Source organism: Polynucleobacter sp., from assembly GCF_044342855.1.
In the GTDB taxonomy this organism is placed as follows: Bacteria; Pseudomonadota; Gammaproteobacteria; order Burkholderiales; family Burkholderiaceae; genus Polynucleobacter.
This window is the reverse complement of record NZ_JBIIPA010000015.1, coordinates 20,284-44,086: the sequence shown is the minus strand read 5'-3', so window position 1 is coordinate 44,086 and position 23,803 is coordinate 20,284. Positions and strand designations below refer to the sequence as shown.

The window sequence follows — 23,803 nt, the reverse complement described above, 5'->3', positions numbered from 1 at the left end:
GTGTTGATAACCACCTCGCTAGCAAAGGCGGTTTCAACATCCGTATTAACCAATGCAGAATAACCAACACGCCAATCGATTTTGGCTTTGACCGAATAACTTTAGTTAAAACCCCAAAGAATCTACCGAACCCTAGGCTGGGATTTTCATTACAACGTCCTCAGATAGGCAATCAGATTTTTTCTGCTCTCTGCGCTAGACATGCCTGAGTAGGGCATTCGAGTTCCGGGGATGGCAGCCTGAGGATTGGCAATGTAAGCATCTAAGGCGCCCTCATCCCAAGTAAGGCCACTTTTCTTAAGGGGACCAGAGTATCGAAATCCTTCTGCTGCACCCGCTTTTTTCCCATATGTCCCCGCAAGACTTGGACCCACAAGATTCTCTCCAGACTTAATGCTATGGCAAGCAACACATTCCTGAAATAAATCCTTACCAACAGATGCGTCTTGCGCGGATGCAATTGCGCTAAATAAAAATAAAACTCCTGATAATGCAACTTTCATTATTATTTCCCTATATGAGTGAACCTGGATTCTTGATGTACTTATTCTTAATTGCGTCAGCGACCCAATAGCTCAAAGCGCCCACTGGACCTGTCGGGTTATAGGCTGAATTATGTGGAAACAGTGAAGCGCCAACAACGAATAGGTTATGAGCATCCCACGATTGGCAATATTTATTGACAACGCTGTTTGATGGATTGGTACCCATGATCGCCCCACCGGTATTGTGAGTGCTTTGATATGGCACCACAGACCACGGAGCAACACGAGGGTTTGGTGCCGTCATGATTTCGGGGTTAAGGCTCCTACCAATTTCATTAATCTTTTGGGCAGTAAATTTTGAGAGTCGATGTTCATTTGGCTTGTAGTCAAATGTCATTCGCATCAAAGGCTGCCCAAGTACATTACGGTAAGTAGGGTCCAAGTCAAGATAGTTGTATCTATTTGCCATTACGCTGCCGTTTGACCCAATAGACATCGAACGCAAATACCATTTAGACATTGCCTCTTTCCAGGGCTTACCCCAGCGTGGCGTACCAGGAGGCACAGGATGGTATTGAATCGGCCTTCCGTGATTCATACCGCCATTGATGGTTGCGCCACCAACAAACTGCGGACCTGAGCGATCAAAATTCCAATTGCCGTTGAAATCATCCACCAAGATAGATAGGCCGCCAGTAGACATAAATGGATTGAAGTTTTTGTCACTAAAAAATAATGTGGCGCCTGTACCGGTTGTATAAGCGTAATTTTTACCGACAACCCCTTTTTGTGAAACTGGATCGTAAGGCTTCCCAATGCCAGAAGTTAACATTAGATGGACATTGTTTAATGCATACGCCGCCAAAATTACAATCTTGGCTGGCTGGAAGCATTCCTCTCCCGTTTGAAGATTGGTATAGCTAACGCCAGTAGCAACCTTCTTCACCTTATCCATATGCACCTGAGTGACAACACTATGCGTGCGCAACTCAAAGGTAGACTGCCTCATTGCAAATGGGATCACGGTAATTAAAGGACTTCCTTTGGCATTAGCCTCGCAGCCATAACGCTCACAAAAGCCACAGTACTGACACTGCCCCAACTGAGCACCATCTGGGTTGGTGTAAGGCTTAGACGCATTAGCGGTTGGCATGGGGAATGGATGCAAGCCCATGCTCTTTGCGGCGCTCGTAAACATATCGCAAGCCAGGCTTGGCTCAAGAGGCGGGAGTGGGTAACCAGACTTACGTGGACCCTCAAATGGATTGCCGCCCTCTTGAGTGACGCCCCCAATATTGCCAGCCTTGCCAGAAATGCCTGCCGTTTTTTCAAACTTATCGTAATACGGCTCTAGCTCTGTATAAGTAATACCCCAATCCTGAATCGTCATATCCTCAGGAATGAATTTCTTACCATATCGCTCTTCATACATTGAACGAATCTTAAATTCCATATCAGTCCAACGCCAAGTATGTCCATTCCAGTGAACGCCGGCCCCACCCAATCCCTCGCCAGGCAGAAATGATCCGAGCTGACGCATTGGCAAAGCCGTTTGGTCCACGGTATTGCGAACAGTCAAAGTGTCGCGACGTAAATCCTGCATCAATCCATGCCGAGAGCCGAACTCCAACTCATCTCTCATGCGAGGAACTGAAAAATCCTCCTCGGCCGATCGTGGCGCACCCCGCTCTAAAGCAAGCACCTTTAAGCCCGACTCGGAAAGCTCTTTAGACAGAATGCCGCCCGTCCAGCCCATGCCAACAATAACTACATCTACTTCTGGAAATTTTTTAGTCACGATAGCGCCTTAGCTCATGTCAGCAATACTCAGCACTTTTGGTGAGTAGCGTTTATTTTTATATTCAATAATATTTCTGGCGTTTGTTTGTACAACACCAGGAAAACCAAGCATTTTCCACGCGGCTTTATTGGCATTACCACCATAAATAGGATCTGAAAACATTCCCTCAACAACCGACTTATAAAGCACATCAAAAAAGGCTTTAGATGAAAGGCCGCTATCGAATTGAACCTTTCCCGCCTCTAATGATTTCAGCATCCCCTCTTTTTGGGAGGCATCTAAAAGATCAAAGGATTTACCATAGCGCTTTTCGCTGGCTTGATTGGTGCCGGCAATTCCAGCTCTATACATCTGAGAAGGCAATAACGGAGATTGGTAGCCCTGAGATGGGGTGCCCTCGCGCCATGGCCCCTGCATGTACATGCGATCCCCCTTCCCCCAACTTCCCGCCAGAGCTCGATCGATGAAAACATTAACCCCTAAATCCGTCCCCTTGGGAGTGAATTCATCTGCAGGCACCATATGATCCACCATGGCCTCGATAAAACTGGCTTCGCCGGGCGTAAAAAAAACATAAGCCGCCACGGGAATAGATGCATCGCCAGCATTACCCCCCACTAAGGATTGCGCCGTGGAGATGGTTGGAACACCTATTGCCGCACCCCCAATCAGGGCACCTTTCAGCAGTTGTCGACGAGAACTATTGCGCAAATTTTTATCCATGTCACCCATTGAGATGTCTCTCATTATTTAATGTTGTAAGAAGCTGGAGATAGAGCAATTAACATTGCAGATTGCATCTTAAGGCAACCCAGAACCAAAGAACTCCCGTCCATGGGTATTTCCTAGCTATCTATTAAGACAGCTTGTACAGTTCATGAAAAAAGAATTTCTCTTTAATATATAGATTGAAAAACTTCCACACACCAACCAACCTGAGAGCTAGGATTTTATTGAGCTGACCCTATTTTTTTGATAAAAAATTCTTTCTTAGCCTGACGAAGGCGATGTAAATTTAAATGGCTCACGTTGATTTGCAGCGCCACCCGAGGCGGGAGATTTTGATAATCCCCCATTAAAAAGGAGTCGCACAGTAGATGTGCTGTGAATTTCATGCGGGATTTTGCTTTAACTCATTCCGCCTTTACCACGGCAGTGACCATAATCTCAATTAAACACTCCGGCCGCGCAAGTCTTGCTTCAACCGTTGCCCTGGTGGGAGTTGAGCCTGGTACCACCCATGAATCCCAAACCTCATTCATCAAGGCGAAATTAGTCATTGATGATAGCCAAATTTCAGCACGCAATAAATGCGCTTTATCGGAGCCCGCCTCTTCAAGTAATCTTTCAATTGTCGCTAACACTTCCTTCGTTTGCTCTTGAATGCCCACAGCCAGGTTTCCAGGCACCTTCCCTGACAGATAAATGACGCCATTGTGAATCACAATATCCGACATTCTCGGACCAACTAACTTTCTCTCTACGCCCATTACAAACTCCTTTAATTAATTATTTAAATACGATTTCATGCGAAATAAAATGTGCATTAATGATGAAGGATTTTGGATAAAAAATCCTTCGCCCTCGGGGAGAGCGCAACGGGATCGGAAAAAAATTTATCTTTGCTGCAGTCTTCGATAATTCTTCCCTGATCCATAAAAATGATCCTATCGCTAACTTTTTTTGCAAAACCCATTTCATGGGTAACACATATCATAGTCATTCCATCGTTGGCCAACTGAACCATCACATCCAAAACTTCTCCAACCATTTCCGGGTCTAGCGCCGATGTTGGCTCATCAAACAACATGACGATAGGGTCCATGCTTAACGCGCGCGCAATAGCTACACGCTGTTGCTGACCCCCGGAAAGCTGACCAGGAAACTTATCCTTCTGTGCACTCAAACCAACCCGATCTAAATATTGCAACCCATGCTCCAATGCCGCCGACTTACTCCTTCCCAAAACCTGCATTTGCGCAAGAGTGAGGTTTTCAGTAATAGAGAGGTGTGGAAACAACTCAAAATGCTGAAACACCATCCCAACTCGGGAGCGCAATTTTGGCAAATTTGTTTTTAGGCCATGAAGTTGAATTCCATCCACCGTAATCTCACCAGCCTGAAATGGCTCTAAGGCATTAATTGTCTTGATAAGAGTGGACTTGCCCGAGCCCGATGGCCCACAAACCACCACCACCTCACCCTTGTTGATGCTAGTTGTGCAATCCGTCAAAACTTGAAAGTTGGCATACCATTTTGAAATATTTTTGAGCTCGATCATATGAAATTCCTAGCGAATGATTTGTGTTTTCTTTTGAATGGATTTCACGACCAAAGAAAATCCAAAGCAGATTGTGAAATACAGAATAGCTGCAACCATGTAAGCCTCAATTGGCCTATTAAAGTTTTTGGATATTACATCAAAACCCTTTAATAAATCATAGGCACCAATAACATAAACTAGGGAAGTATCCTGAAAAAGGACAATAGTCTGAGTAAGCAGCACTGGCAACATATTGCGCAGCGCTTGAGGTAAAACAACGAACCGCATGCACTGAAAGTAAGTCATGCCCAAAGCATATCCCGCGCTTGCTTGATCCTTTCTAACACTCTGAATACCAGCTCGCATGATTTCAGAATAATACGCAGCCTCAAATAGAGTAAAAGTAATAATTGCAGAGTATTCAGCACCTAAAGTTTTCCCAGTAAACAAGGGGATTAATAAGAAAACCCATAAGATAACCATCACCAATGGAATCGAGCGCAATAAGGTTACATATAAATATGCTGGCACGCTTAACCACCGCCTGCTAGATAACCTCATCATCGCCAAAACCGTTCCAATAATGACCCCACCAACCATGGCAATGCCTGTTAGGTATAGCGAAAAAGTAAGTCCTCTTAGAATGAATGTTGAAACGACGCTTAAGGTGAGAAAGCTAAAGTCCAAATCAATCATTTCGCCCCCGCAAAGCCTGGAATCAGAATCGTCTTTTCAAGGAAACCACACAGAATATTCACAATAAATGCAGATAAAAAATATAGCCCCGTTACAACGAGGTAGATTTCAATTCCCCTCGATGTCTCTTCTTGCGCCTGCATCGCAAACATCGTTAACTCAGCAATACCAATCGCAAATGCAACAGACGAATTTTTGATAATATTCATAGCCTCACTAGTCAAGGGCGGCAATATCACCCTAAATGCTACTGGGAGCAAAATATATCGATACATTTGAACTTTAGTAAGACCAAGGGCAAGCGCCGCATTAGTCTGGCCTGTTGGAATGGCATTAATCCCGGCCTTTATTTGCTCAGAAATGCGAGATGAAGTAAATAGTCCTAAGGCCATTACAACCAACATAAAACTTGGTAAAGCTTTAGCAATTGGCAATAACTCTGGCACCACAAAATACCAAAGGAATAGCTGCACCAAGAGAGGAATATTGCGAAATAATTCAGTCCAGGCTGCTCCAATAAAAACCAGATACCGATTACCAGTTGTTCTAAATACACCCATCACAAAACCCAAAATAAGCGCCACTACAAAGCCGCATATTGCAACCACTAGAGTCCATTGCCAGGCACTTAACAACCATGTGAGGTAAGTCTCCTTACCACCTACGCCCCTTAAAAATATCGACCAATCAAACGCGTAATTCAAAGGATTCTCCCTTATTTAAGAATTGCAGCCAAAGCGCGCGACCACGGCACGACAACTCGAAGAGACGTCATCATGGAATCACTACAAGGGCAACTAGAAAAATTCATCGTCAGGAGATTGAAAAGGGTCTAGACTCAACGGACTCTTCAATCTTTCGAACCAAGAGCACTGCTGACCCCACGGATAAAGTTAAACCCAAAGATCCGTGTCCAGCATTTACCCATAAATTTTTATGCCCAATATTTTCAATATAGGGAACCCCAGATGGTGATGCAGGTCTCATGCCCGTCCAGGAAGAGAAATTCTTGGGGTCTATGGCGCCAGGGAAAACTCTTTCAGCTTCAGCCACCAAGGAATCAATTCGAGCCTTATCAAGCTTCAAATTACGACCCACAATCTCAGCAAATCCAGCAACCCTTAAAGTAGTCCCTATTCTGGCAAATACCACTTTACGGTTTTGATCAGTAATTGATCCATTTGGCGCTAAATCCATATTCACAATCGGAAAACTCACGCTGTATCCTTTGATTGGCTCTATCAATAAACTCCTATTAATTTTGCGCAGCAATGTATTGGCGTCATTCCCCGCCGCAATAACAAACTGATCAGCAACAATCTCACCTTGGCTTGTGTTAACTGACTTAATTTTTTCACCCTCAACAATAAAATCCAAAACTTCTGCCATGTAAATTTCATGCACATCAGAACGTTTCAAAATTTGTTTGGATAACGCATGGCAGTCAACAGCCTCCTCGCTTTGGGTGTATACACCGAACGCAATATCCTGTTTTATTCTTGATAGGGATGGCTCTTTTTCAACGCACTGCTCGGCAGTAAAAATCTCCTGGTGGCAGCCAAATTCTTTTTGGAGTTTAATCTGCTTGTTTACGGCAGCCAATTCACTGGCCTCCCTATAAACAACTAACTTTCCAGTTTTCTCCAGCGAAACATCGGCGCCAGCAATGCTTAAATCTCTTAACCAACTATCCAAATTCATTTGGGTTATATGGGATATCCGCAGCAACTCCTTTGTGGTGCGCTTGACCTTACTCGCATTGCAATATGAAATGAATTGAGCTAGCCACAAAATATGACGCCAATTAAACTGGGGTAACCAGCGTATTGGACTACTGCGCGAGAGCAGCCAAACGGGGATTTTTTTTAGCGTCTCTGGGGTTGCCAACGGCTCAACGTAAGAGTAACTCAGTTGGGCCCCGTTAGCGAAACTAGCACCCATGCCAGCCTCTTGATTCGAGTCTACAACCGTAACAGACCACCCCTCTTTTGATAGCGCATATGCAGTGGTGGCACCAATAATTCCAGCGCCAATGACACATACACTTCCTTTATTTTTTACTTTCAATTCTTCCGCCCGCTGCCTTTAAAACCATAGTTCATAGACCAATTAACCGCTTTTTCTGCCAAGGCATCAGTAGCGTCAATTAACAAAATATCAAGATCTTCACACTTAAGGACGATTGGAATCTCAGAGCAACCCAACACTAAGGCTATAGCGCCGCGCCGCTTAAGACAGCTTCCAGCTCGAGAAAGAAGTCGCCTCCCCTCTAGAATATTTCCGGCTTTTACAGCCATAATTCCCGGCATCACCAATTCATTCATCTCTATGACTGTCGGCAAAACCCACTCAGCCTGAATTCGCCCACCATATACATCACTTACCTCTCGACTGAAATAGAGTCCCGATGCTACAGTTGCATCGGTTGCCAACAATCCCAAAGTTGGATGATGTCCAGTCGCCTTTGCAGCAGTCTCTAGCGCAGCATCTGCAATATGAATCATTGGAAGTTTCGCTGCTTTTCTAATTTCATCGAACCAAAAGTGCGCTGTATTGCAAGTGATTACCAAGCCATTAGCCCCTCCAACAACGAGTCGCTTAACATTGAGCAGCATCGCTTCAAGAGGAGAGGCCCCCTCCCCTCTATATGCAAGAGTCCTATCTGGCACCTGTGGAATTGAGCTGACAAGCATGGGGATATGATCTTGATCTTGGCTAGCCGGAGTATGCAAAATTACCTTGGACATAAAATCAACAGTGGCCAATGGTCCCATGCCACCCAATACTCCCAATATCCCCATTTTTTTAGCTTGGCTTGGCAACCACTCCTGGGTTGACCTCGACCCAACCTTAGAGTTAGAACGCATTGATCGGAAGGATTTGATTAGATCGCAGGCTTATCAGATAACGCCTTCATATTAGCCTTGAGCTCTTTGCTCATTGGCGCATTCAGATTAATCCCTTTTGGGGGTATGTTTGATTCAAACCATTTTTTATACAGCTTATCAAACTCACCCGATTTCATGAGATTCGCAATAACGCTATCTACCAAAGCTTTAAATTGAGGGTCATCCTTATTCACCATAATTGCGTATGGCTCAACTTGAATTGGATCACCCACAACCATAAGTCGCTTGGGATCCTTTGATGAGGCGCGCAAGCCATACAAAAGAATATCGTCCATAGCAAATGCGTCAACCCTTCCAGACTCGACCATCAATAAACCATCCGCGTGATCCTTTGCGCCTATCAGCTCAAGGCTGATATTTTGCTCGGCACTTAACTTTCTGAGGACCTGATAATTTGTGGTGCCAGTTGTGACGGCCAATTTTTTGCCCTTAAGGTCGGCAAAAGACTTAATGCCGCTATTGGCCATAGTTAAAAATCGTGTCCCGGTATAAAAATAGTTGGTCGCAAAGGCAACCTGCTTGGCGCGCTCAGAGCTATTGGTTGTTGAACCGCACTCTAAGTCTATTGTTCCATTTTGCAGTAGCGGGATGCGATTTTGTGAGGTAACAGCCTGAGATGCAATTACCATATCAGGTCTACCAACTTGTTTTTTTACCTCATCTGCAATCTTGTTGCAAATCTCCCAACTAAACCCAACTGGACGCCCGTTATCACCTAAATATGAAAACGGGATTGAAGATTCTCTATAGGAAATCGTCATGACACCCGATGACTTGACTCTATCCAAGACTGAGTCAGCAATTACATTTGCACTAAATGCAGAAAATATTACGGCAGAGATAAAGCCAATGCTAATAAACGCAGTATTTGTGGATAGACTTTTTTTCATATTTTCCTCAATGTGTATAAGGAAAATTTTAGGGTATTAATCAGTAGCCGTTGATTACTTTTAGCTTAGGCAGCATTAGCTTTTCTTATGTTGGCATAAACCCTAGCCCTGGGAGAAATATAAATCAGGCGAAGATTAATCAATCATCAGCATCAAACCAATGTGTCGAAGCCACAGCTTTGAATGCCTCTATAAAGAAAGCGCTGGAATTTGCTAATCCAGCCCCCCGAGAGATTAAAGAGCAAATCTCCACGGGTATCTCGGGCATCAAAATTTTTAAATCCAATTTTGTTTTCGACGTAAAGGCTGTAAAGGAATCCACAACAGCGGGCCCAAAACCCTGCTCAGCTAAAACCATGGCAATGTGATGAGTTTGCACGGCAATACCTCCTTCCAGTCGATAACCCAAATGCAAGCATTGAGCCGCCAACATTGCACCTAAGTGATCGTTTTCGTGTATACGAATAAATGGGTTGCGAACTACTTCTTCAAGGGAGATGGTTTTACGCCCAATACCTCCTCTGCCTGCCCCACTTAGGTAAACCAATTTGCCGACAGCGATTTTTTCCTCAATCAAGGCAGGGTGCCCCTGACTTCCATACACAATCCCAACATCACCCTCTTGCAGAGCAATCGCCTTAGCAATTTCGCCAGAATGCAATGTTCTAATTGATATAGATATCTTTGGGAACTTATTCCTAAATGCACTTAAAGCCCTAGGTAATACATTAGTGGCCAAGGAAGGGGTAATCAATATCTTAATCTGCGACTCCCCGCCACCATTTAAGGATTGTGCAAGCCGCCTTACGGACTCAAGCTGCTGTATGACTTTTTGCACCTCTGGATATAGGGAATGAGCCTCACCCGTTGGAACCAGTCGATTACTTTGTCTTGAAAATAACTGATACCCCAAACGCAGCTCGGCATGTTGAACGGTCTGGGTAACAGCTGATTGCGATATGTTAAGCAATTTCCCAGCAGCGCTAGCTGAGCCTGTAATCATAATGGCGTTAAATGCCTCAATATGCTTTAGATTCATCTTTAGTCAATCAGTCAATGGCCCCATAGGAGTCCACATAAATAATAGAGAGCTACTTATCAAGGCGCTCAGAGTGTGAGTCAACTCAACGCTTCAGGCGCCCACAGCTCAGTAAAACCCTCAAGACTCATTGCTATAAGGGTCACGCTATGATTAACCTTCAATCCCCGGAACAACAGATGTTCCTTCACCCTCTCATTGCCGCATTAAATAACTCAAATTTGGCCAACGCCGAAACATCAGGAAATACCGCAGGTGCATCTGACAGGCCATAATTCATGGGTCTTTCAAATGTTGACTATCGCCATTCTTGCTTAAATATGCCCATTAAAAAGGATTGGCCCTTGAAAACATAGCGCGGATACCCGAATCTTTTATACGACCCTAGCTGCAGATAGGCCAAAATAGGTCTGCAATACCTGATCCAAATCTGAATCCTCAACATCTAGCTTGGTAACATCCTCTTGATGAACCACCTTCAAGGCATTTCCCAGGAGAATAATTCTTCCAGATACATTCTGGATAATCACCAACCTCTTTTGCACAAAGATCGCATCAGGATGAGTCGAGTTTAAGTAGTTTGCCGGAACAAAATCAATCCACTCCCAGGGCGATAAATCAAAGGCATATTGCTTTGCCCAGGAACCCTCAACACACGCGCTTAACAAATACTCGTTCGTACCAGACTTGTTTAGCATAAAGAGATCGCAATCTTGTTTAATCGACTTCTCACACTCCCCCAAATCAATCGGCGCACGAACACCATATGAGCCAAACCCCAGATCACAAAGCCATTGCTTGCCATCAATTTTCGCCACAATTGCCATATGAGTTTTTGGGCGTCTAACTGGATAAAACATCGGCCGCGCTGCTATAAATTGATACTCAATTCCAAGCGCTTCTAAGGCCATGGCAAAAAGACCGTTTACTTCATAGCAGTATCCACCTCGATTGCGCTCGATGATCTTTTCTACGATCTCCTCTGGTACCAGTGAAATGATCTTTCCCGCCTGCACATCGAGATTCTCAAAAGGGACGGTCATCAGTTGATGTTGCATCAACTGATGGATGGTGGCTGCGTCCGCATTTAACTCGCCATCATAAGCAATTCTTTTGCAGTACTGGGTTAAAGAGAAATTAGTTGCCTGCACTCAATCCTCCATTCAAATTTATCGTGAATACTCCGGCCAATGTGTAACCATGTCCCATCGATTCCCCACTCATTTTCAACTGAGGATCTATTAATTAGAGCAAACCCTTGCCATGCGCCCAAAGAAACTTAACCGCCAAACTATTTAGGCCTTAAGTTCACCCTCCCATTTCGATATCACGGCAGTTGCAACACCATTACCCAAAACATTAGTCGCTGATCTAGCCATATCCAAAAAATGGTCAATGCCCAATATCAATAAAATTCCGGCCTCAGGCAAATCAAACTGCGAGAGGGTGGCGGCAATTACAACCAAAGACGCGCGCGGGACACCCGCAATACCCTTGGACGTCACCATCAACACCAACAGCATCAAGAGCTGCTCAGAGAGCGGCATATCGATGCCATACACTTGAGCAATAAAGACCGCGGCAAAAGTGCAATACATCATTGAACCATCAAGATTAAATGAATATCCCATTGGTAAAACAAAAGAAGCAATTTTATTTTTGCAGCCAAATCGCTCAACCTGTTCTAGCGTGACAGGGTATGCAGCCTCGGAGCTTGCGGTCGTAAAAGAAAGCAATAGGGGTTGACGCAACATAGAAACCAGTCGAAATACCTTAGTCCTTAGAACCGCAAATCCGGCGAGAATGATGACAAACCAAAGCACCAATATTGCAGCATAGAAACTCAACATGAATTTGCCGTAAACCAGCAAAATAGAGAGGCCATTTTTTGCAATCACCACAGATACCGCGGCAAACACTGCAATTGGCGCAAACTTCATAACTGCACTTGTGATCTTGAGCATGATGTGCGAAAGCATGTCTAGATTGCGAACTAACTCCTGAGCACGATCACCAAAGCCAGCGGCAGCCACCCCAAAAAAGAGAGAAAAAACTACAATCTGCAAAACCTCATTTTTTGCCATTGCATCCATGATGCTAGCAGGAAATGCATGACGTACAAAATCCGCCAAATTTAAGCTGGACTTATTTAGACTAACAGCCGCCCCAGCATCAGGCAACACTAAACCCGAAGCCACTCCGGGCTGGAAAAAATTTACCAACAATAATCCCATCAATAGGGAGAGCGTCGACATAAGAATAAACCAGCCAAACGTTTTAAACCCAACGCGCCCAATTTCCGCGGCGCCTCCCATTCGAGCCATGCCAACCACCAGGGTTGAAAAGACAAGGGGGGCAATAATCATTTTGATGAGCCGCATAAAAATATCGGTCAGGATGGCGGCGTAGGAGGCATATTTAGCGGCAAATCCGGAGTCACTTCCATTGGCATTGACAAGATAGCCCACCGCCACCCCCAATAGCAACGCGAAAAAAATAAAGTTTGTAAGTTTTTTGGAGTTCATATTCGTCCTATTGCTAAAAGTCTAGATGCCTGGGGTAGTTAAAGAAATCGGGTGAAGAAGGCGCTCAAGATCAGCCTCGTTAACAAGGCCAAGCTCAAGCACCAACTCCTTGACGGAGCGATTTTCGGCCAAAGCCCTCTTGGCAATTAATGTGGCATTTTCATAGCCAATATGAGGATTGAGCGCTGTCGCCAAACCAGCTGATGCGCTGACGCGCTCCAATAGAAACTCTCTATTGGCGGTTATGCCTTCCACGCAGTGCATACGCAGGGTGGTAAAGGCGCCAACCAAGTGCTCAATACTTTTGAATATACTATGTGCAATGATGGGCTCAAATGCATTTAATTGCAGTTGACCACCCTCAGCAGCCATGGTGATGGTGATGTCGTTTCCTACCACCTCAAAAGCAACTTGATTAACCACTTCGGGAATAATTGGATTTACCTTACCAGGCATAATCGAGGAGCCAGCCGCACGAGCGGGTAAATTAATTTCATTAAAACCTGACTGCGGCCCACTGGAAAGCAAGCGCAAATCATTGCAAACCTTGGATATTTTTACTGCAATTCTTTTTAGCACCCCAGAGAGCTGAACAAAAGCACCGCAATCTTGTGTAGCCTCAATAAGATTATCAGATAAACGAAGCTCGACCCCGGATAATTCTCGTAACAGCGCCACAGAGCGCGTAGCATACTTCACGTCGGTATTGATGCCCGTACCAATCGCTGTGCCGCCCAAATTGACCTCCCGCATTAAATCAATTGCCTCGCGCAACCTTGCCTCATCCTCCTCAAGCATCACGGCATATGTTAAAAATTCCTGCCCCAAGGTCATGGGTACAGCATCTTGCAATTGAGTACGACCTATTTTCAATACGTCATCAAACTCTTTGGACTTATCAATAAATGCGTGCCTCAAATCAGACATGGCTGTTAGCAACTTTGGTATCGCAAAGCATGTTGCCAAGCGCAGAGCAGTTGGATAGACATCATTCGTACTTTGCGACATATTGACATGATTGATGGGGTGGAGAACTTCATAGTCACCCTTTTCTCGCCCCAACATCTCCAAGGCTCGGTTTGCTATCACCTCATTCGCATTCATATTGGTCGAGGTGCCAGCGCCGCCCTGAATAACATCCACGACAAATTGCTCATGGAGGGCACCCTCCGCAATTTCTCGGCACGCCCTGATGATGGCAGCCCCATGCGCTTGATCAAGATGGCCAAGTTCAATGTTAGTCGTAGCCGCAGCCTCCTTTACATAAGCTAAGGCTCTAATGAGTTCCGGATAACTGGAAATCGGAAGTCCTGATATGGGGAAATTCTCAACCGCCCTAAGCGTATGAATTCCCCAATACGCTTCGCTAGGGACAAAAGCCTCGCCTAATAAATCATGCTCAGATCTAAATTTAGCCACCCAACACCTCCATTCCCATCTTTTAATTCATATTTACAGCCAGAAATGTATAGGAAACCAAGGTTTTCGACTACTACCCCATAAGCCACCCATGAAAACCCTTGCCACCATGGATTCTATGAAAAATGATAAAATTAAGATAAATAGAATAAATAACTACCATCATTAGAAGGTGCAGTGCTCAACCCACCCTCGCCCAACACAAACAAAGCCACCATATACCTCATCGATGATGACGAGAATGTTCGATGGTCGCTTAGATTGGCCCTAGAGCGAATGAACTATCAAACGAAAATTTTTTCCTCGCCAGAGAAATTTCTTCATCAAGCCCATGAAATTCAATCGCCTGGAGTTATTCTGCTTGATATGCAGATGCCAGAAATGAGCGGGGTTGACGTGCAAAATCAACTGATTAAATTGGGGGTTAAGACCCCAATAATTTTCATCAGCGGTCAAAGTCGCCCGCAGCAAATTATTGATGGGATGAGAAACGGTGCCTATCAATTTCTATTAAAACCATTCGAACTGCTCGAGCTCAAAGTGTTTATTGAAAAAACACTAGAGGATGACGATAAAGATAGGCATCTAATTGCGAGATTCCATACCCTGACGCCAAAAGAAAAGGAGACTTTTCAGGAGTTGGCCGACGGAAAACTCATCAAGCATATTGCCCTTGACCGCAACGTATCAGAATCAGTTATTAAACCCCACAAAGCTAGGGCAATGGAAAAACTGGGCATCAAAACACTTCAGGCGCTCACCTCAACCCACCGCAAGCTACAACAACTTCTTAAATAAGAAGCCCTTCAGATACCCAAAGCTAAGCGCGCATTACTCCTTCTCCAGTGATACACGCAACACAGCCCCACCACCAGGTTCGTTAGTGAGAGTGATATCACCCCGGTGATTGCCCACAATCTCCCGAGACAACCAAAGGCCCACACCCATTCCCCTCTCTTTTGTCGTGTGAAATAACTCAAACGCCTTTTTAAGAGTGCCCCGTTTAAATCCAGGCCCGGTATCTCGAACCTCAAATAAGATATGCGCGTCAACCTCGCGTAAGCTAATAAAAATTTGACGCTCTCCACCCCACTCACGTAAGGCATCAATCGCATTATTGAGCGCATTGAGAAAAACCATCTGTAATTGGCCTCTATCCCCCTGAATGCGGATGCTTGGCTGCACTGATCGATGCAAATGTATATGATTAACACCCATCTCGCGGCGTAATAATTCACATACCCCATTTACCAAAGAGCTTATATCAAACCGCGCCACACCAAGCTCTCCACGAACAAAGAAACTGCGTAAATTTGATATCACAGAGGCAGCCCTCTTGCCGGCCCCAAGCAAACCTGATGCAATCTCATCGAGAGCGTCAACTACCTCTATATTCACACCATTGAGCCTCATATCAGCCACTGCCATTTGCAAGCTTTGGCTATGTATAGAGATGGCGCCCAGCGGATTATTTAGCTCATGCGCCAAAGAGCTAATCAAAGCACCCAAATTATTTGCCTTAGCATACGCCGCCGTTGATCTTAAGAGTGCACTTTTTTCCTGCAGCAAACTCTCTAAGCGGTTGTTTAGGCTTTCGATTTCACCAAAACGAATGGCCTTGTTGGCCGCCCCCACCAGCTCTAATTCCCTTTGCATAACCTCGTTACGCAAACGCCTCTCCTCTGTAATGTCAAGAATATAGCCAGACCATATCGCTGCGTCACCAAGTCGATCGCCGCTAGGTAAAGATGACATACGTATCCAACGTAACTTACCAGACCGGGTGGTAATTTCAACCTCGATAAAAAACATTTCAAAACTTCTATTCACTTGCCGATCAAGTGCAACTACTTTTTCAACATCTTCCGGGCGCAACATTGACAAACTAAGCCGATTAAAGTCGGTGAGCTCAAAATCATCTATCTCAAAAATTTCGAGGGCACGTTTATTGACATAGTGAAATATGCCGACGCCATCCTTGCCCAGCGTATACTCGTATAAACCGCAGGGAACGGTATTACCCAACCGATCTAGCAATGCGCGAGGGTCTGCGCAAGGCACGCTTACTTGACTGTCCATCGGCCCCCATCCTATCATCAATAATCACCCTCGCCTAGCGACAAGCTAAGGCGCCAGGTTCCCTAGAGATCAAGTGGGTTTGTTCTTGGGTGTTAGCAAGGCTGGTGTTGGCGGTATTTTCGGATACGGTCATGAGTTTGCCATTGACTTGGTTAGCTTGTCCTTCAAAGTAATAGATCTTACCTGCTTCGTAGCCCTGCTCCACCCTAGCCATGATAGGGGTGGTGTACTGCGTTGCGCCCCAGGAGGTATCTAAGATATGGTCTTGAGGTTTGACACAAAAGCGGGTACAGTAGAGATCTTGTTGAGGAAAACCCAAGGCCCATGAAAAATGTTGCGCCTTGCGAAAATCCGAAAATCCAATAAAACGCCCGTTTCATGCTATCTGAATGGCTAGTTGTGACGCCAGCTGAAGCATGATTCAATGAACTGGCAGTCAATGTGGTTAACCCAAATACAAGCAAAAATGCGGATAAATCTCCGTGAAAATAGAGTATGCAACCCAAAATAAGTGTGCGAAAACAGCGCTTTAAGCAATGCCCCTTTTGCACCCTGCTTTACCAGTATTGCCTACATCATAGAAAAAAACTTCAAGGGTTGGTCTGGGAAAATTCCGTCGCTTATTTAGTAGCACAAAGCAATGGGCTATTGAACACACTTGAAGAAGATCAAAAAAAATTCTTCTTGCGACTAAAGCAAAAAGACGCGCCCTATTAAGGGCCTCCAAAAAAGAAAATTCCACTTCAGCGCGATGACGTCACTTCACAAACAAACATTCTTTGATCATGCCGCTATACAGGGGGTTGTGGTTGGGTCAATCGGCGCAATATTGAACCGACTGGGAATAATAGCGGGAACAAAGTGGGGTTGGTCTGCCTTTGAGATGAGTCTAGCAATTGAGCTAATAATCCCATTTGTGTGCACATTTATTATCTGTGCAATGCTTAGGCAAAAACTCTCTAAGAGCCTTTGTATGGGCTCATTTGCTAGTCTTGTTGGCGGAATTACAACGCTACTAACCGTTAGCTGGGATTAAGAAGGTAACATCTACATCAAAGCACTTCACTCAAATGCTTGTAATAGGCGTGGGCTTTTTTAGTAAGTTTGATGTACTTAAGTCTACCATCCTTGCTAGGTAAAGATTTAACCGAAATATACCCCTGCGTCGACAATCTTTTTAAGGCGCTATGACAAGTAGCTCTTGATCCAACATATAACTCATCCATCATCAAACTGACGGTGATCTTTTGGTCACGGCTCTTGATAAATATAGCATCAAGCATTTTTCGAATACGGTCGCTTTCCAAATCAAATGCTTTATTAATTTCTCTCGATTTTTCTAAATACTGAGCAATATCCATAATCTTAAATTAGCATCCATAAATATTAATCTTCCGCATGCATACTAAAGTCGAGTCCAACGCAGTCAAACCCGACGATGAAGCAATGCTCATAATTTTCAATACTGATATATATCAATGAATTTAACAATTATCTATTGGGACAGCGTGATTAACACCAACCGGTTGAGCAGCGCCTTGAGCTGCGCAACTAAATCGCGAAGACAACATTAAAGGCGATCTAACAAGTGCAATGGGTGGATGTAATGTGGATGCTGGCTCAACACCAACTTATTTAAATCCACTCAACCCTCAATCAAAAAACTCAGGGCGCAATTTGCCGTTAAAGCCCTACCTCAAATTGCAAGCCTATCTTGATGAGTTATTTACGATCAACGAAATAATGACTAAAAAAACACGTTAGACTCATTCAATCCAAGCGGCTTTATCAGGTTTTTCGACTTATGCAGGGCATTAAAAATAACCCATTGCAGCTAATTGGGTCGGTCAAATTTTCCCAAAACCCATGGCTCAAACATGCAGAGCTCCATATTTTCATAAAAAGAGCTATTTTTGAGATGTCTGAACACGATTAATACCCTCTGCGTATCGGGATGCACCCACACAGCCTGCCCGTAAGCACCCAACCAAGCATAACCCTGCTTGTATTTAGGATTTGTCCATGTATACCCCCAACCATAGCGGCTAGGGCTCCCGATTTCACTGGGAGAAATAATCTGCGCCACCCCATCAGACATAAATTGACGCATGCCTTCTTTATTGGGAATATCAGCAGCACCTCTGAGCATATCTAGAGACAATTGAGCAATCTTTGCCCAGTCGTCCAATGTTGCCCCAAAGCCATAGGAGGCGTGGAGAACATCCTCTTTATCCGCCATCCAGTGACTTTCCTTTTCTACACCAGCTTGATTTAACAAATTTTGCATATAGATTCTTCTGTCTTTGCGTGAATCCAATACAAGACCCAAGACATCTGAATTGAGATTGTCATAAGCAAACTTACCGCGCTCACCTCGACTCGCTCCATATAGATGAATTAAATTCCTCTGACTTTTAAACCCATGGGTCCAGTCATAAAAATCCCCTGGATGCTCCCCTGTTAATGGATCTGGAGCGAAGGCGCCAGAACTCATCGTGAGCAATTCTTTGATCGTGGAGTCTCCATAAGCCGTGCCTTTAATATCTGGCACAAATTGACTGGCCGCGCTGTTTAAAGAGGTAATGTCGCCTGCACATAATGCCTGCCCGATTAATATGTTAGTAAGGCTTTTTGACATGCTCCAGCCCATAAACTCGGTATTAGCATCGGTGTGATTAAAACGTTGATAAACAATCCTCCCCCGATCAATGAGAGTCATACCAAGTGCATGACCGTCAAACTCGAATGCCTTATCGGCTACATTTCTTAGATTGGCTTGAAATACTTTAGGTAGCGACCTAGGGGTGGGCGACTTATTAAACTGTACATTCCTAAACATACCGTTTGTCAATTGCCCCGTTTGATAGCCCACGCTTAACCAATCCCCATTCATGCGGACTTGAGGTGACTCCGCCTCTTTTCTGGCGACAGGGATCTCATCGAGAATGGTAGATTTTTCGCGAAATAGTTGATCCACCTCGGCCTTGGCGGGCGAGCTCTTTAGCATCCTGTCGACCATTTTTTTATAGGGCAATATTTTCTTCAATTTTGTCATCATCTCTCATGCTCCCTCATGCGATGCTGAGCACTGCTTTTTTGAGTCGCACCCCTTCATTGATCGGGGGATTCTTCACCACGCCACGGCGTCCGCCGTAACACTTCCATGGTGGGGCATTGCACTCACCATAGGAGGAAAATAAGGTCCATTGAAAATCATACCCAAGAGGCATGCCGATAGAAAATCCGCCTCATCAAACCCTAACCTGACGCGACCAATCATGGAAAATCACAGGGTCTTGACCCATCTCTAAATGTAATGCATCGCCATGATAGGGGTGTCGATCTAAGACGGCCTCATTTAACTCCACCCCCAGACCAGGCTCATTTGAGGGGATAACAAATCCACCCTCCCATTGAATGGGGCGCTTTAATATTTGGGCGTGAAAACCCGTCCAATCCAAAATACTTTCTAAAATTAGAAAATTGGGAATGCAAGTGGATAGCTGAATATTCGCCGCACCCACAATAGGGCCGCAATACAGATGCGGGGCCACTTGAGTCTGATATGCCTCAGCCATGCCCGCGATTTTTTTCGCCTCTAAAATCCCACCTACGCGACCAAGATTCATTTGCAGTATGCTTGCTGCGCCAGTTTCAAGCACCCTTCTAAACTCATACTTGGTAGTTAACCTTTCACCAGTTGCAATAGGAATCGATGTCGCACGCGCCACTAATGCCATCTGCTCAGTTGAATCTGGTGGCGTAGGCTCTTCAAACCACAATGGATCGTATTTTTCAATCGCCCTTGCCAGGCGAATGGCGCCACTAGCCGTGCACTGGCCATGGGTTCCAAATAATAAATCCGCTCGATCGCCCACCGCCTCGCGCAACAAACGGCAAAATTTCTCGGAAAGCGCTAAAGACTCAAGAGAAAGTTGGCGACCATCAAATGCGCTAAAGGGCCCAACAGGATCAAACTTTAGTGCCGTAAAGCCCATCTCGACATACTCTAATGCCCTTTCTGCGGCTAAATAGGGGTCTTGATATACATCAGTCTTATCACCCTCCTTAGGGTAGATATAGGTATAGCTGCGCAAGCGATCGCGCACCTTGCCACCGAGCAACTGATAAACCGGCTTATCCAAAGCTTTGCCCACAATATCCCAGCAAGCCATCTCAATAGCGCTTAATACCCCCATCAATGTGATGTCCGGACGTTGTGAGAAACCGCTGGAATACACTCTGCGCCACAAAGACTCGATGGCAAATGGATCGCGCCCGACTAGATAGCGGCCCGCGACATCCTCAATCATCTTTGCGACAAGATGCGGATTAAATGGTACGCAATAGGCCTCTCCAACACCCTCCACTCCAGTATTGGTAATGAGTTTTACAAAAACAAAATATCTCCCCCCAAACCCAGGGGGTGGATTTCCAACTACAAAAGTTTTGACTTCTTGAACAAACATTAGCGCACCGCCCCCTCTTCGTGATAACCATTAATACACTGGTACTCAGTGAAATGATGGAAGCCAAACTCCCCCCATTCGCGACCTATACCCGATTTCTTGAAGCCCCCAAAAGGCGAATCATAATCCTGATATGCGCCGTTAATATGAACACTGCCAGCACGAATTTGCCGGGCTACCCTCTTGGCCTTTTCATGATCACCCGTTTGAATATAGGCAGCCAATCCATACTCCGAATCATTGGCCATGGATATCGCCTCATCCTCACTAACAAATGGAATGATGACCAACAAGGGGCCAAACACCTCCTCACGCGCAATACGCATATTTGGACTTACCTCTGTAAAAATAGCCGGCGAGACAAAATACCCGGACTGAAAATCTCGATGACGACCTTGGTAGCCAAATACTAAGCGCGCGCCCTCTGTCAAACCTATTTCCAAATAGTTTTGGAACTGTTGATATTGGCGTGAATTTGCCAAAGGGCCTATATGACCGCCTGCAATACTGGGAAGATTGATAGCTATGGACTGGGCGGCTTGAATGGCGATCTCTACAACACGGTCATAAACTGAGCGCTCCACCAACATTCTTGTAGGGGCATTACATGATTGGCCAACATTGCTAAAGCAATGCTGTACACCAGCCCTCACCGCCTTAGATAGATCGGCATCAGCAAAAATAATATTGGGCGATTTTCCACCCAGCTCCTGCAAGGAGCGCTTGCAAGCTTTCGCGGCCATACCAGCAACAATTGCGCCAGTTGCGTTCGATCCAGTAAAGCTAATAAGGTCAACTTGAGGCGCCTCACAAAGCACGGGTCCAATCACTCCACCATCACCATAAATTAAATTAAACACGCCTGGCGGATAGCCCGCTTCGTCAATAAACTGGGCAACCAGCTGAGCCGAATATGGCGCAAGCTCGCTAGGCTTGAGAATTACCGTACAACCACAAAGCAAGGCGGGTGCCAACTTAGAGAAAATTTGATTGATGGGCCAATTCCATGGGGTGATCAGCAACGTAACTCCCACAGGGGCAGCAAGTAACTTTGCCCGATTACCAATGGATCGCTCAAATGGATAACTATCAAATACCTCTAGCGCAGTGCGCATATGACCCAGTCCGCATTCCGCCTGTGATTTGCTTGCAAAGTCTATTGGCGCCCCCATTTCTAGTGAAATAGCTTGCGCCATTTCCTCATAACGCCTCTCATAGACCGCCAACAAAGACTCCATGAGTCGGCGCCTATCAGCAAGACTCGTGATAGAGTAACTTTCAAACGCTCCATGCGCCACCTCAACTGCTCGCTGGGCATCAGAAATTTGAGCCATAGAAATTTGCCCGCTAATAAGCTCGTTCTGCGGATTAATCACTGGCATTAAATGCTGCTCATCTGCCGGTAAAAACCGACCATCAATATAAGAAGTGCATGTATTCACTTAATCCAATCCTCTTTAATCATATCTGCGGCCTTTTCTGCCAACATAATGGTGGGGGCGTTGATATTGCCCGATGTAATTGTTGGAAAAGCAGAGGCATCAACCACCCTCAAGCCCCCAACTCCATGAACGCGTAGTCGACCATCAAGTACAGATGTCTCAACTTGCTTGCCCATTCGCGCCGTACTGCAGGGGTGATAAACGGTGCTGGCGCGAGATCTAAAATCCTGCATTAAATCATCATCACTTAACTCGCGCTCCGTTGGAAAGTGGTGTTCTGCAACAAAATTGCTAAGGGGCTGCTGACCAGCAATACTCCTTACGATACGATACCCATCCAAAACATCCCGTAAATCATCGGTCGTACTTATGTAGTTGGGGTTAATTGCAGGGGGTGTGCTGTAGTTGGCATCTTTGATATGTACCTGACCAACACTGGTTGGTCTACAAGTATTAAAGGAGATTAGAAAACCCGGGAAACGATCGGGTTTTACCTTGCGATTGTTCCCGGCTGGAGCTGTGTCATAGCTAATCGGATTAAAGTACAACTGAAGATTGGGGCTAGTTAAACCATCCCTACTTCTCACAAAAGCGCCAACCTGATTCACGCTCATTGATAAGAGTCCTTTGCGGGTAAAGGCGTATTGAACGGCTGCTTTCATCTGTCCTGCAATGCTGCCTAGAGATTGATTTAAGGTTGGAATAGTCGACTTAAAAAAACAACTTAACGCCAAATGGTCTTGCATATTTTTCCCGACCATAGGCGAGTCCAACACCATCTCGATCCCCAATGGCAAAAGAATATTTCGATCGCCAATACCTGATAACTCTAGCAACTTAGGGGTATTAACCGCACCAGCACTTAATATCAACTCCTTGCCGCATTTAATACTGAACTCTCTGGCACCGTTAATACAGCGAACGCCTACCGCCTGACGCCCCTTAAATAAAATCTTTTTAACTTGAGTATTTGTAAGAACTGTCAAGTTAGACCTTCGCAAGACAGGCTTTAAAAATGCTGTCGCAGCACTTTCCCTCAGTCCATTTCTGGTTGTAATTTGCCAAGGGCCACAACCCTCCATCTGCAAGCCATTAAAATCGGGTGTAAGCGGATATCCAAGCGCATGACAAGACCCTAAAAAAGCTTTGCTGAGCAAATGAATCTCGGCCGACGGGTCAAAAACTCTCATCCCCCCTTCGCTTCCATGATGCTCGGTTGCCCCATAACAATAGTCTTCAGACTTTTTAAAGTACGGCAGTACATTCTGATGGGACCAAGAAGAATCAACATCACTTGCCCAGCTATCAAAATCACTCTGGTGCCCGCGAATGTAAACCATGGCATTAATTGCTGATGAGCCCCCAAGAACTCTACCACGTGGCCAATAATTTTTACGCTGATTTAGTGTGGGTATCGGCTCTGTCTCATACATCCAGTTAATAGAGGATTTGTAGAATGTCTTTCCATAACCTAAGGGGATCTTCGTGTAGATCCCGCCGTCTACCGGACCGGATTCTATCAATAGAACTTGATGATTGGCATTTTCAGAAAGCCGATTGGCCAATACGCAACCGGCGCTACCGCCACCAACAATGATAAAGTCATAATGCCTATCCATGAGAAATGCCCTGGCTTTTTAAGTACTGAATTCTGCGCAGTGAAGCGATAATAAAAACCAATAGGCAACCTACGAAACTCATCAAAGAGGCTAAAAAAAATAGATAATTTTTTACTACCAACAACCCATACAAAGAAGTTATGCCTAGGGATAATGTCCACAAAAAC

At 45.1% G+C, this 23,803-nt stretch carries 24 protein-coding genes; 3 read left to right on the top strand and 21 right to left on the bottom strand.

Annotation, left to right across the window (positions count from 1 at the left end; all coding sequences use genetic code 11):
• Positions 1-149 precede the first annotated feature (149 nt).
• The 11 genes from ACIQZ3_RS06530 to ACIQZ3_RS06480 form a co-directional block, all read right to left on the bottom strand.
• Complete coding sequence (locus ACIQZ3_RS06530; protein ID WP_397391456.1) at positions 150-503, bottom strand: c-type cytochrome; 354 nt, start codon at positions 501-503, stop codon at positions 150-152.
• A 10-nt stretch (positions 504-513) separates the two neighbouring features.
• The gene (locus tag ACIQZ3_RS06525) at positions 514-2,283 is read right to left on the bottom strand and encodes a GMC family oxidoreductase (protein ID WP_397391454.1); all 1,770 of its coding nucleotides are present in this window, start codon (positions 2,281-2,283) and stop codon (positions 514-516) included.
• A gap of 9 nt (positions 2,284-2,292) precedes the next feature.
• Positions 2,293-3,018, bottom strand: coding sequence for a gluconate 2-dehydrogenase subunit 3 family protein (locus ACIQZ3_RS06520; RefSeq protein ID WP_397391452.1), 726 nt, complete (start codon positions 3,016-3,018; stop codon positions 2,293-2,295).
• Between the two features lie 401 nt (positions 3,019-3,419).
• Entirely contained in the window at positions 3,420-3,776 is a 357-nt protein-coding gene (locus ACIQZ3_RS06515; protein WP_397391450.1) for a RidA family protein, read from the bottom strand.
• A gap of 56 nt (positions 3,777-3,832) precedes the next feature.
• A complete protein-coding gene (locus ACIQZ3_RS06510) occupies positions 3,833-4,567 on the bottom strand; it encodes an amino acid ABC transporter ATP-binding protein (protein ID WP_397391449.1) in 735 nt (244 codons plus the stop codon).
• Positions 4,568-4,576: 9 nt separating this feature from the next.
• Positions 4,577-5,245 (bottom strand): amino acid ABC transporter permease, encoded by a 669-nt coding sequence (locus ACIQZ3_RS06505; protein ID WP_397391447.1) that lies wholly within the window; start codon positions 5,243-5,245, stop codon positions 4,577-4,579.
• Positions 5,242-5,949: an amino acid ABC transporter permease gene (locus ACIQZ3_RS06500; protein ID WP_397391445.1), complete on the bottom strand. Its 708-nt coding sequence runs from the start codon at positions 5,947-5,949 to the stop codon at positions 5,242-5,244. The genes ACIQZ3_RS06505 and ACIQZ3_RS06500 overlap by 4 nt, the downstream gene beginning before the upstream one ends.
• 109 nt (positions 5,950-6,058) lie before the next feature.
• Positions 6,059-7,312, bottom strand: a complete 1,254-nt coding sequence (locus tag ACIQZ3_RS06495) for an FAD-dependent oxidoreductase (RefSeq protein WP_397391443.1) — start codon at positions 7,310-7,312, stop codon at positions 6,059-6,061.
• On the bottom strand, positions 7,309-8,046 hold the full coding sequence (locus tag ACIQZ3_RS06490; RefSeq protein ID WP_397391441.1) for an aspartate/glutamate racemase family protein: 738 nt from the start codon (positions 8,044-8,046) through the stop codon (positions 7,309-7,311). Before ACIQZ3_RS06490 ends, ACIQZ3_RS06495 begins: the two co-directional genes overlap by 4 nt.
• Before the next feature lie 83 nt (positions 8,047-8,129).
• Positions 8,130-9,044: an amino acid ABC transporter substrate-binding protein gene (locus ACIQZ3_RS06485; RefSeq protein WP_397391439.1), complete on the bottom strand. Its 915-nt coding sequence runs from the start codon at positions 9,042-9,044 to the stop codon at positions 8,130-8,132.
• Positions 9,045-9,183: 139 nt separating this feature from the next.
• Positions 9,184-10,083 carry a LysR family transcriptional regulator gene (locus ACIQZ3_RS06480; RefSeq protein ID WP_397391437.1) on the bottom strand — a complete coding sequence of 300 codons (900 nt, stop codon included), beginning with the start codon at positions 10,081-10,083 and terminating at the stop codon, positions 9,184-9,186.
• Positions 10,084-10,232: 149 nt separating this feature from the next.
• Between ACIQZ3_RS06480 and ACIQZ3_RS06475 the strand changes: the two genes are divergently transcribed.
• The gene (locus ACIQZ3_RS06475) at positions 10,233-10,358 is read left to right on the top strand and encodes a hypothetical protein (protein ID WP_397391435.1); all 126 of its coding nucleotides are present in this window, start codon (positions 10,233-10,235) and stop codon (positions 10,356-10,358) included.
• Between the two features lie 99 nt (positions 10,359-10,457).
• Here the strand turns inward: ACIQZ3_RS06475 and ACIQZ3_RS06470 are convergent, their stop codons facing one another.
• The 3 genes from ACIQZ3_RS06470 to ACIQZ3_RS06460 form a co-directional block, all read right to left on the bottom strand.
• Positions 10,458-11,234, bottom strand: a complete 777-nt coding sequence (locus ACIQZ3_RS06470; RefSeq protein WP_397391433.1) for an arylamine N-acetyltransferase — start codon at positions 11,232-11,234, stop codon at positions 10,458-10,460.
• 144 nt (positions 11,235-11,378) lie between these two features.
• Positions 11,379-12,608, bottom strand: coding sequence for a dicarboxylate/amino acid:cation symporter (locus ACIQZ3_RS06465; RefSeq protein WP_397391431.1), 1,230 nt, complete (start codon positions 12,606-12,608; stop codon positions 11,379-11,381).
• A 21-nt stretch (positions 12,609-12,629) separates the two neighbouring features.
• Complete coding sequence (locus ACIQZ3_RS06460) at positions 12,630-14,027, bottom strand: aspartate ammonia-lyase (protein ID WP_397391429.1); 1,398 nt, start codon at positions 14,025-14,027, stop codon at positions 12,630-12,632.
• Positions 14,028-14,204: 177 nt separating this feature from the next.
• Between ACIQZ3_RS06460 and ACIQZ3_RS06455 the strand changes: the two genes are divergently transcribed.
• The gene (locus ACIQZ3_RS06455; protein ID WP_397391427.1) at positions 14,205-14,825 is read left to right on the top strand and encodes a response regulator transcription factor; all 621 of its coding nucleotides are present in this window, start codon (positions 14,205-14,207) and stop codon (positions 14,823-14,825) included.
• Between the two features lie 33 nt (positions 14,826-14,858).
• Here ACIQZ3_RS06455 and ACIQZ3_RS06450 read toward each other — a convergent pair whose 3' ends face one another.
• Positions 14,859-16,124 carry a sensor histidine kinase gene (locus ACIQZ3_RS06450; protein WP_397391478.1) on the bottom strand — a complete coding sequence of 422 codons (1,266 nt, stop codon included), beginning with the start codon at positions 16,122-16,124 and terminating at the stop codon, positions 14,859-14,861.
• Positions 16,125-16,140: 16 nt separating this feature from the next.
• Positions 16,141-16,425 (bottom strand): hypothetical protein, encoded by a 285-nt coding sequence (locus tag ACIQZ3_RS06445; protein WP_397391425.1) that lies wholly within the window; start codon positions 16,423-16,425, stop codon positions 16,141-16,143.
• 432 nt (positions 16,426-16,857) lie between these two features.
• On the opposite strand from ACIQZ3_RS06445, the gene ACIQZ3_RS06440 reads away from it, so the two are divergent.
• Positions 16,858-17,142 (top strand): hypothetical protein, encoded by a 285-nt coding sequence (locus ACIQZ3_RS06440; RefSeq protein WP_397391424.1) that lies wholly within the window; start codon positions 16,858-16,860, stop codon positions 17,140-17,142.
• Positions 17,143-17,158: 16 nt separating this feature from the next.
• Here the strand turns inward: ACIQZ3_RS06440 and ACIQZ3_RS06435 are convergent, their stop codons facing one another.
• From ACIQZ3_RS06435 to ACIQZ3_RS06415, 5 genes are all read right to left on the bottom strand, one after another.
• On the bottom strand, positions 17,159-17,467 hold the full coding sequence (locus ACIQZ3_RS06435) for a hypothetical protein (RefSeq protein ID WP_397391422.1): 309 nt from the start codon (positions 17,465-17,467) through the stop codon (positions 17,159-17,161).
• Between the two features lie 473 nt (positions 17,468-17,940).
• Positions 17,941-19,164, bottom strand: a complete 1,224-nt coding sequence (locus tag ACIQZ3_RS06430; RefSeq protein ID WP_397391420.1) for a serine hydrolase domain-containing protein — start codon at positions 19,162-19,164, stop codon at positions 17,941-17,943.
• A 193-nt stretch (positions 19,165-19,357) separates the two neighbouring features.
• Positions 19,358-20,575 carry a mandelate racemase/muconate lactonizing enzyme family protein gene (locus tag ACIQZ3_RS06425; protein ID WP_397391418.1) on the bottom strand — a complete coding sequence of 406 codons (1,218 nt, stop codon included), beginning with the start codon at positions 20,573-20,575 and terminating at the stop codon, positions 19,358-19,360.
• Positions 20,575-22,017, bottom strand: coding sequence for an aldehyde dehydrogenase family protein (locus ACIQZ3_RS06420; RefSeq protein WP_397391416.1), 1,443 nt, complete (start codon positions 22,015-22,017; stop codon positions 20,575-20,577). Before ACIQZ3_RS06420 ends, ACIQZ3_RS06425 begins: the two co-directional genes overlap by 1 nt.
• The gene (locus ACIQZ3_RS06415; RefSeq protein WP_397391414.1) at positions 22,014-23,636 is read right to left on the bottom strand and encodes a GMC family oxidoreductase; all 1,623 of its coding nucleotides are present in this window, start codon (positions 23,634-23,636) and stop codon (positions 22,014-22,016) included. The genes ACIQZ3_RS06420 and ACIQZ3_RS06415 overlap by 4 nt, the downstream gene beginning before the upstream one ends.
• Positions 23,637-23,803: the final 167 nt, after the last annotated feature.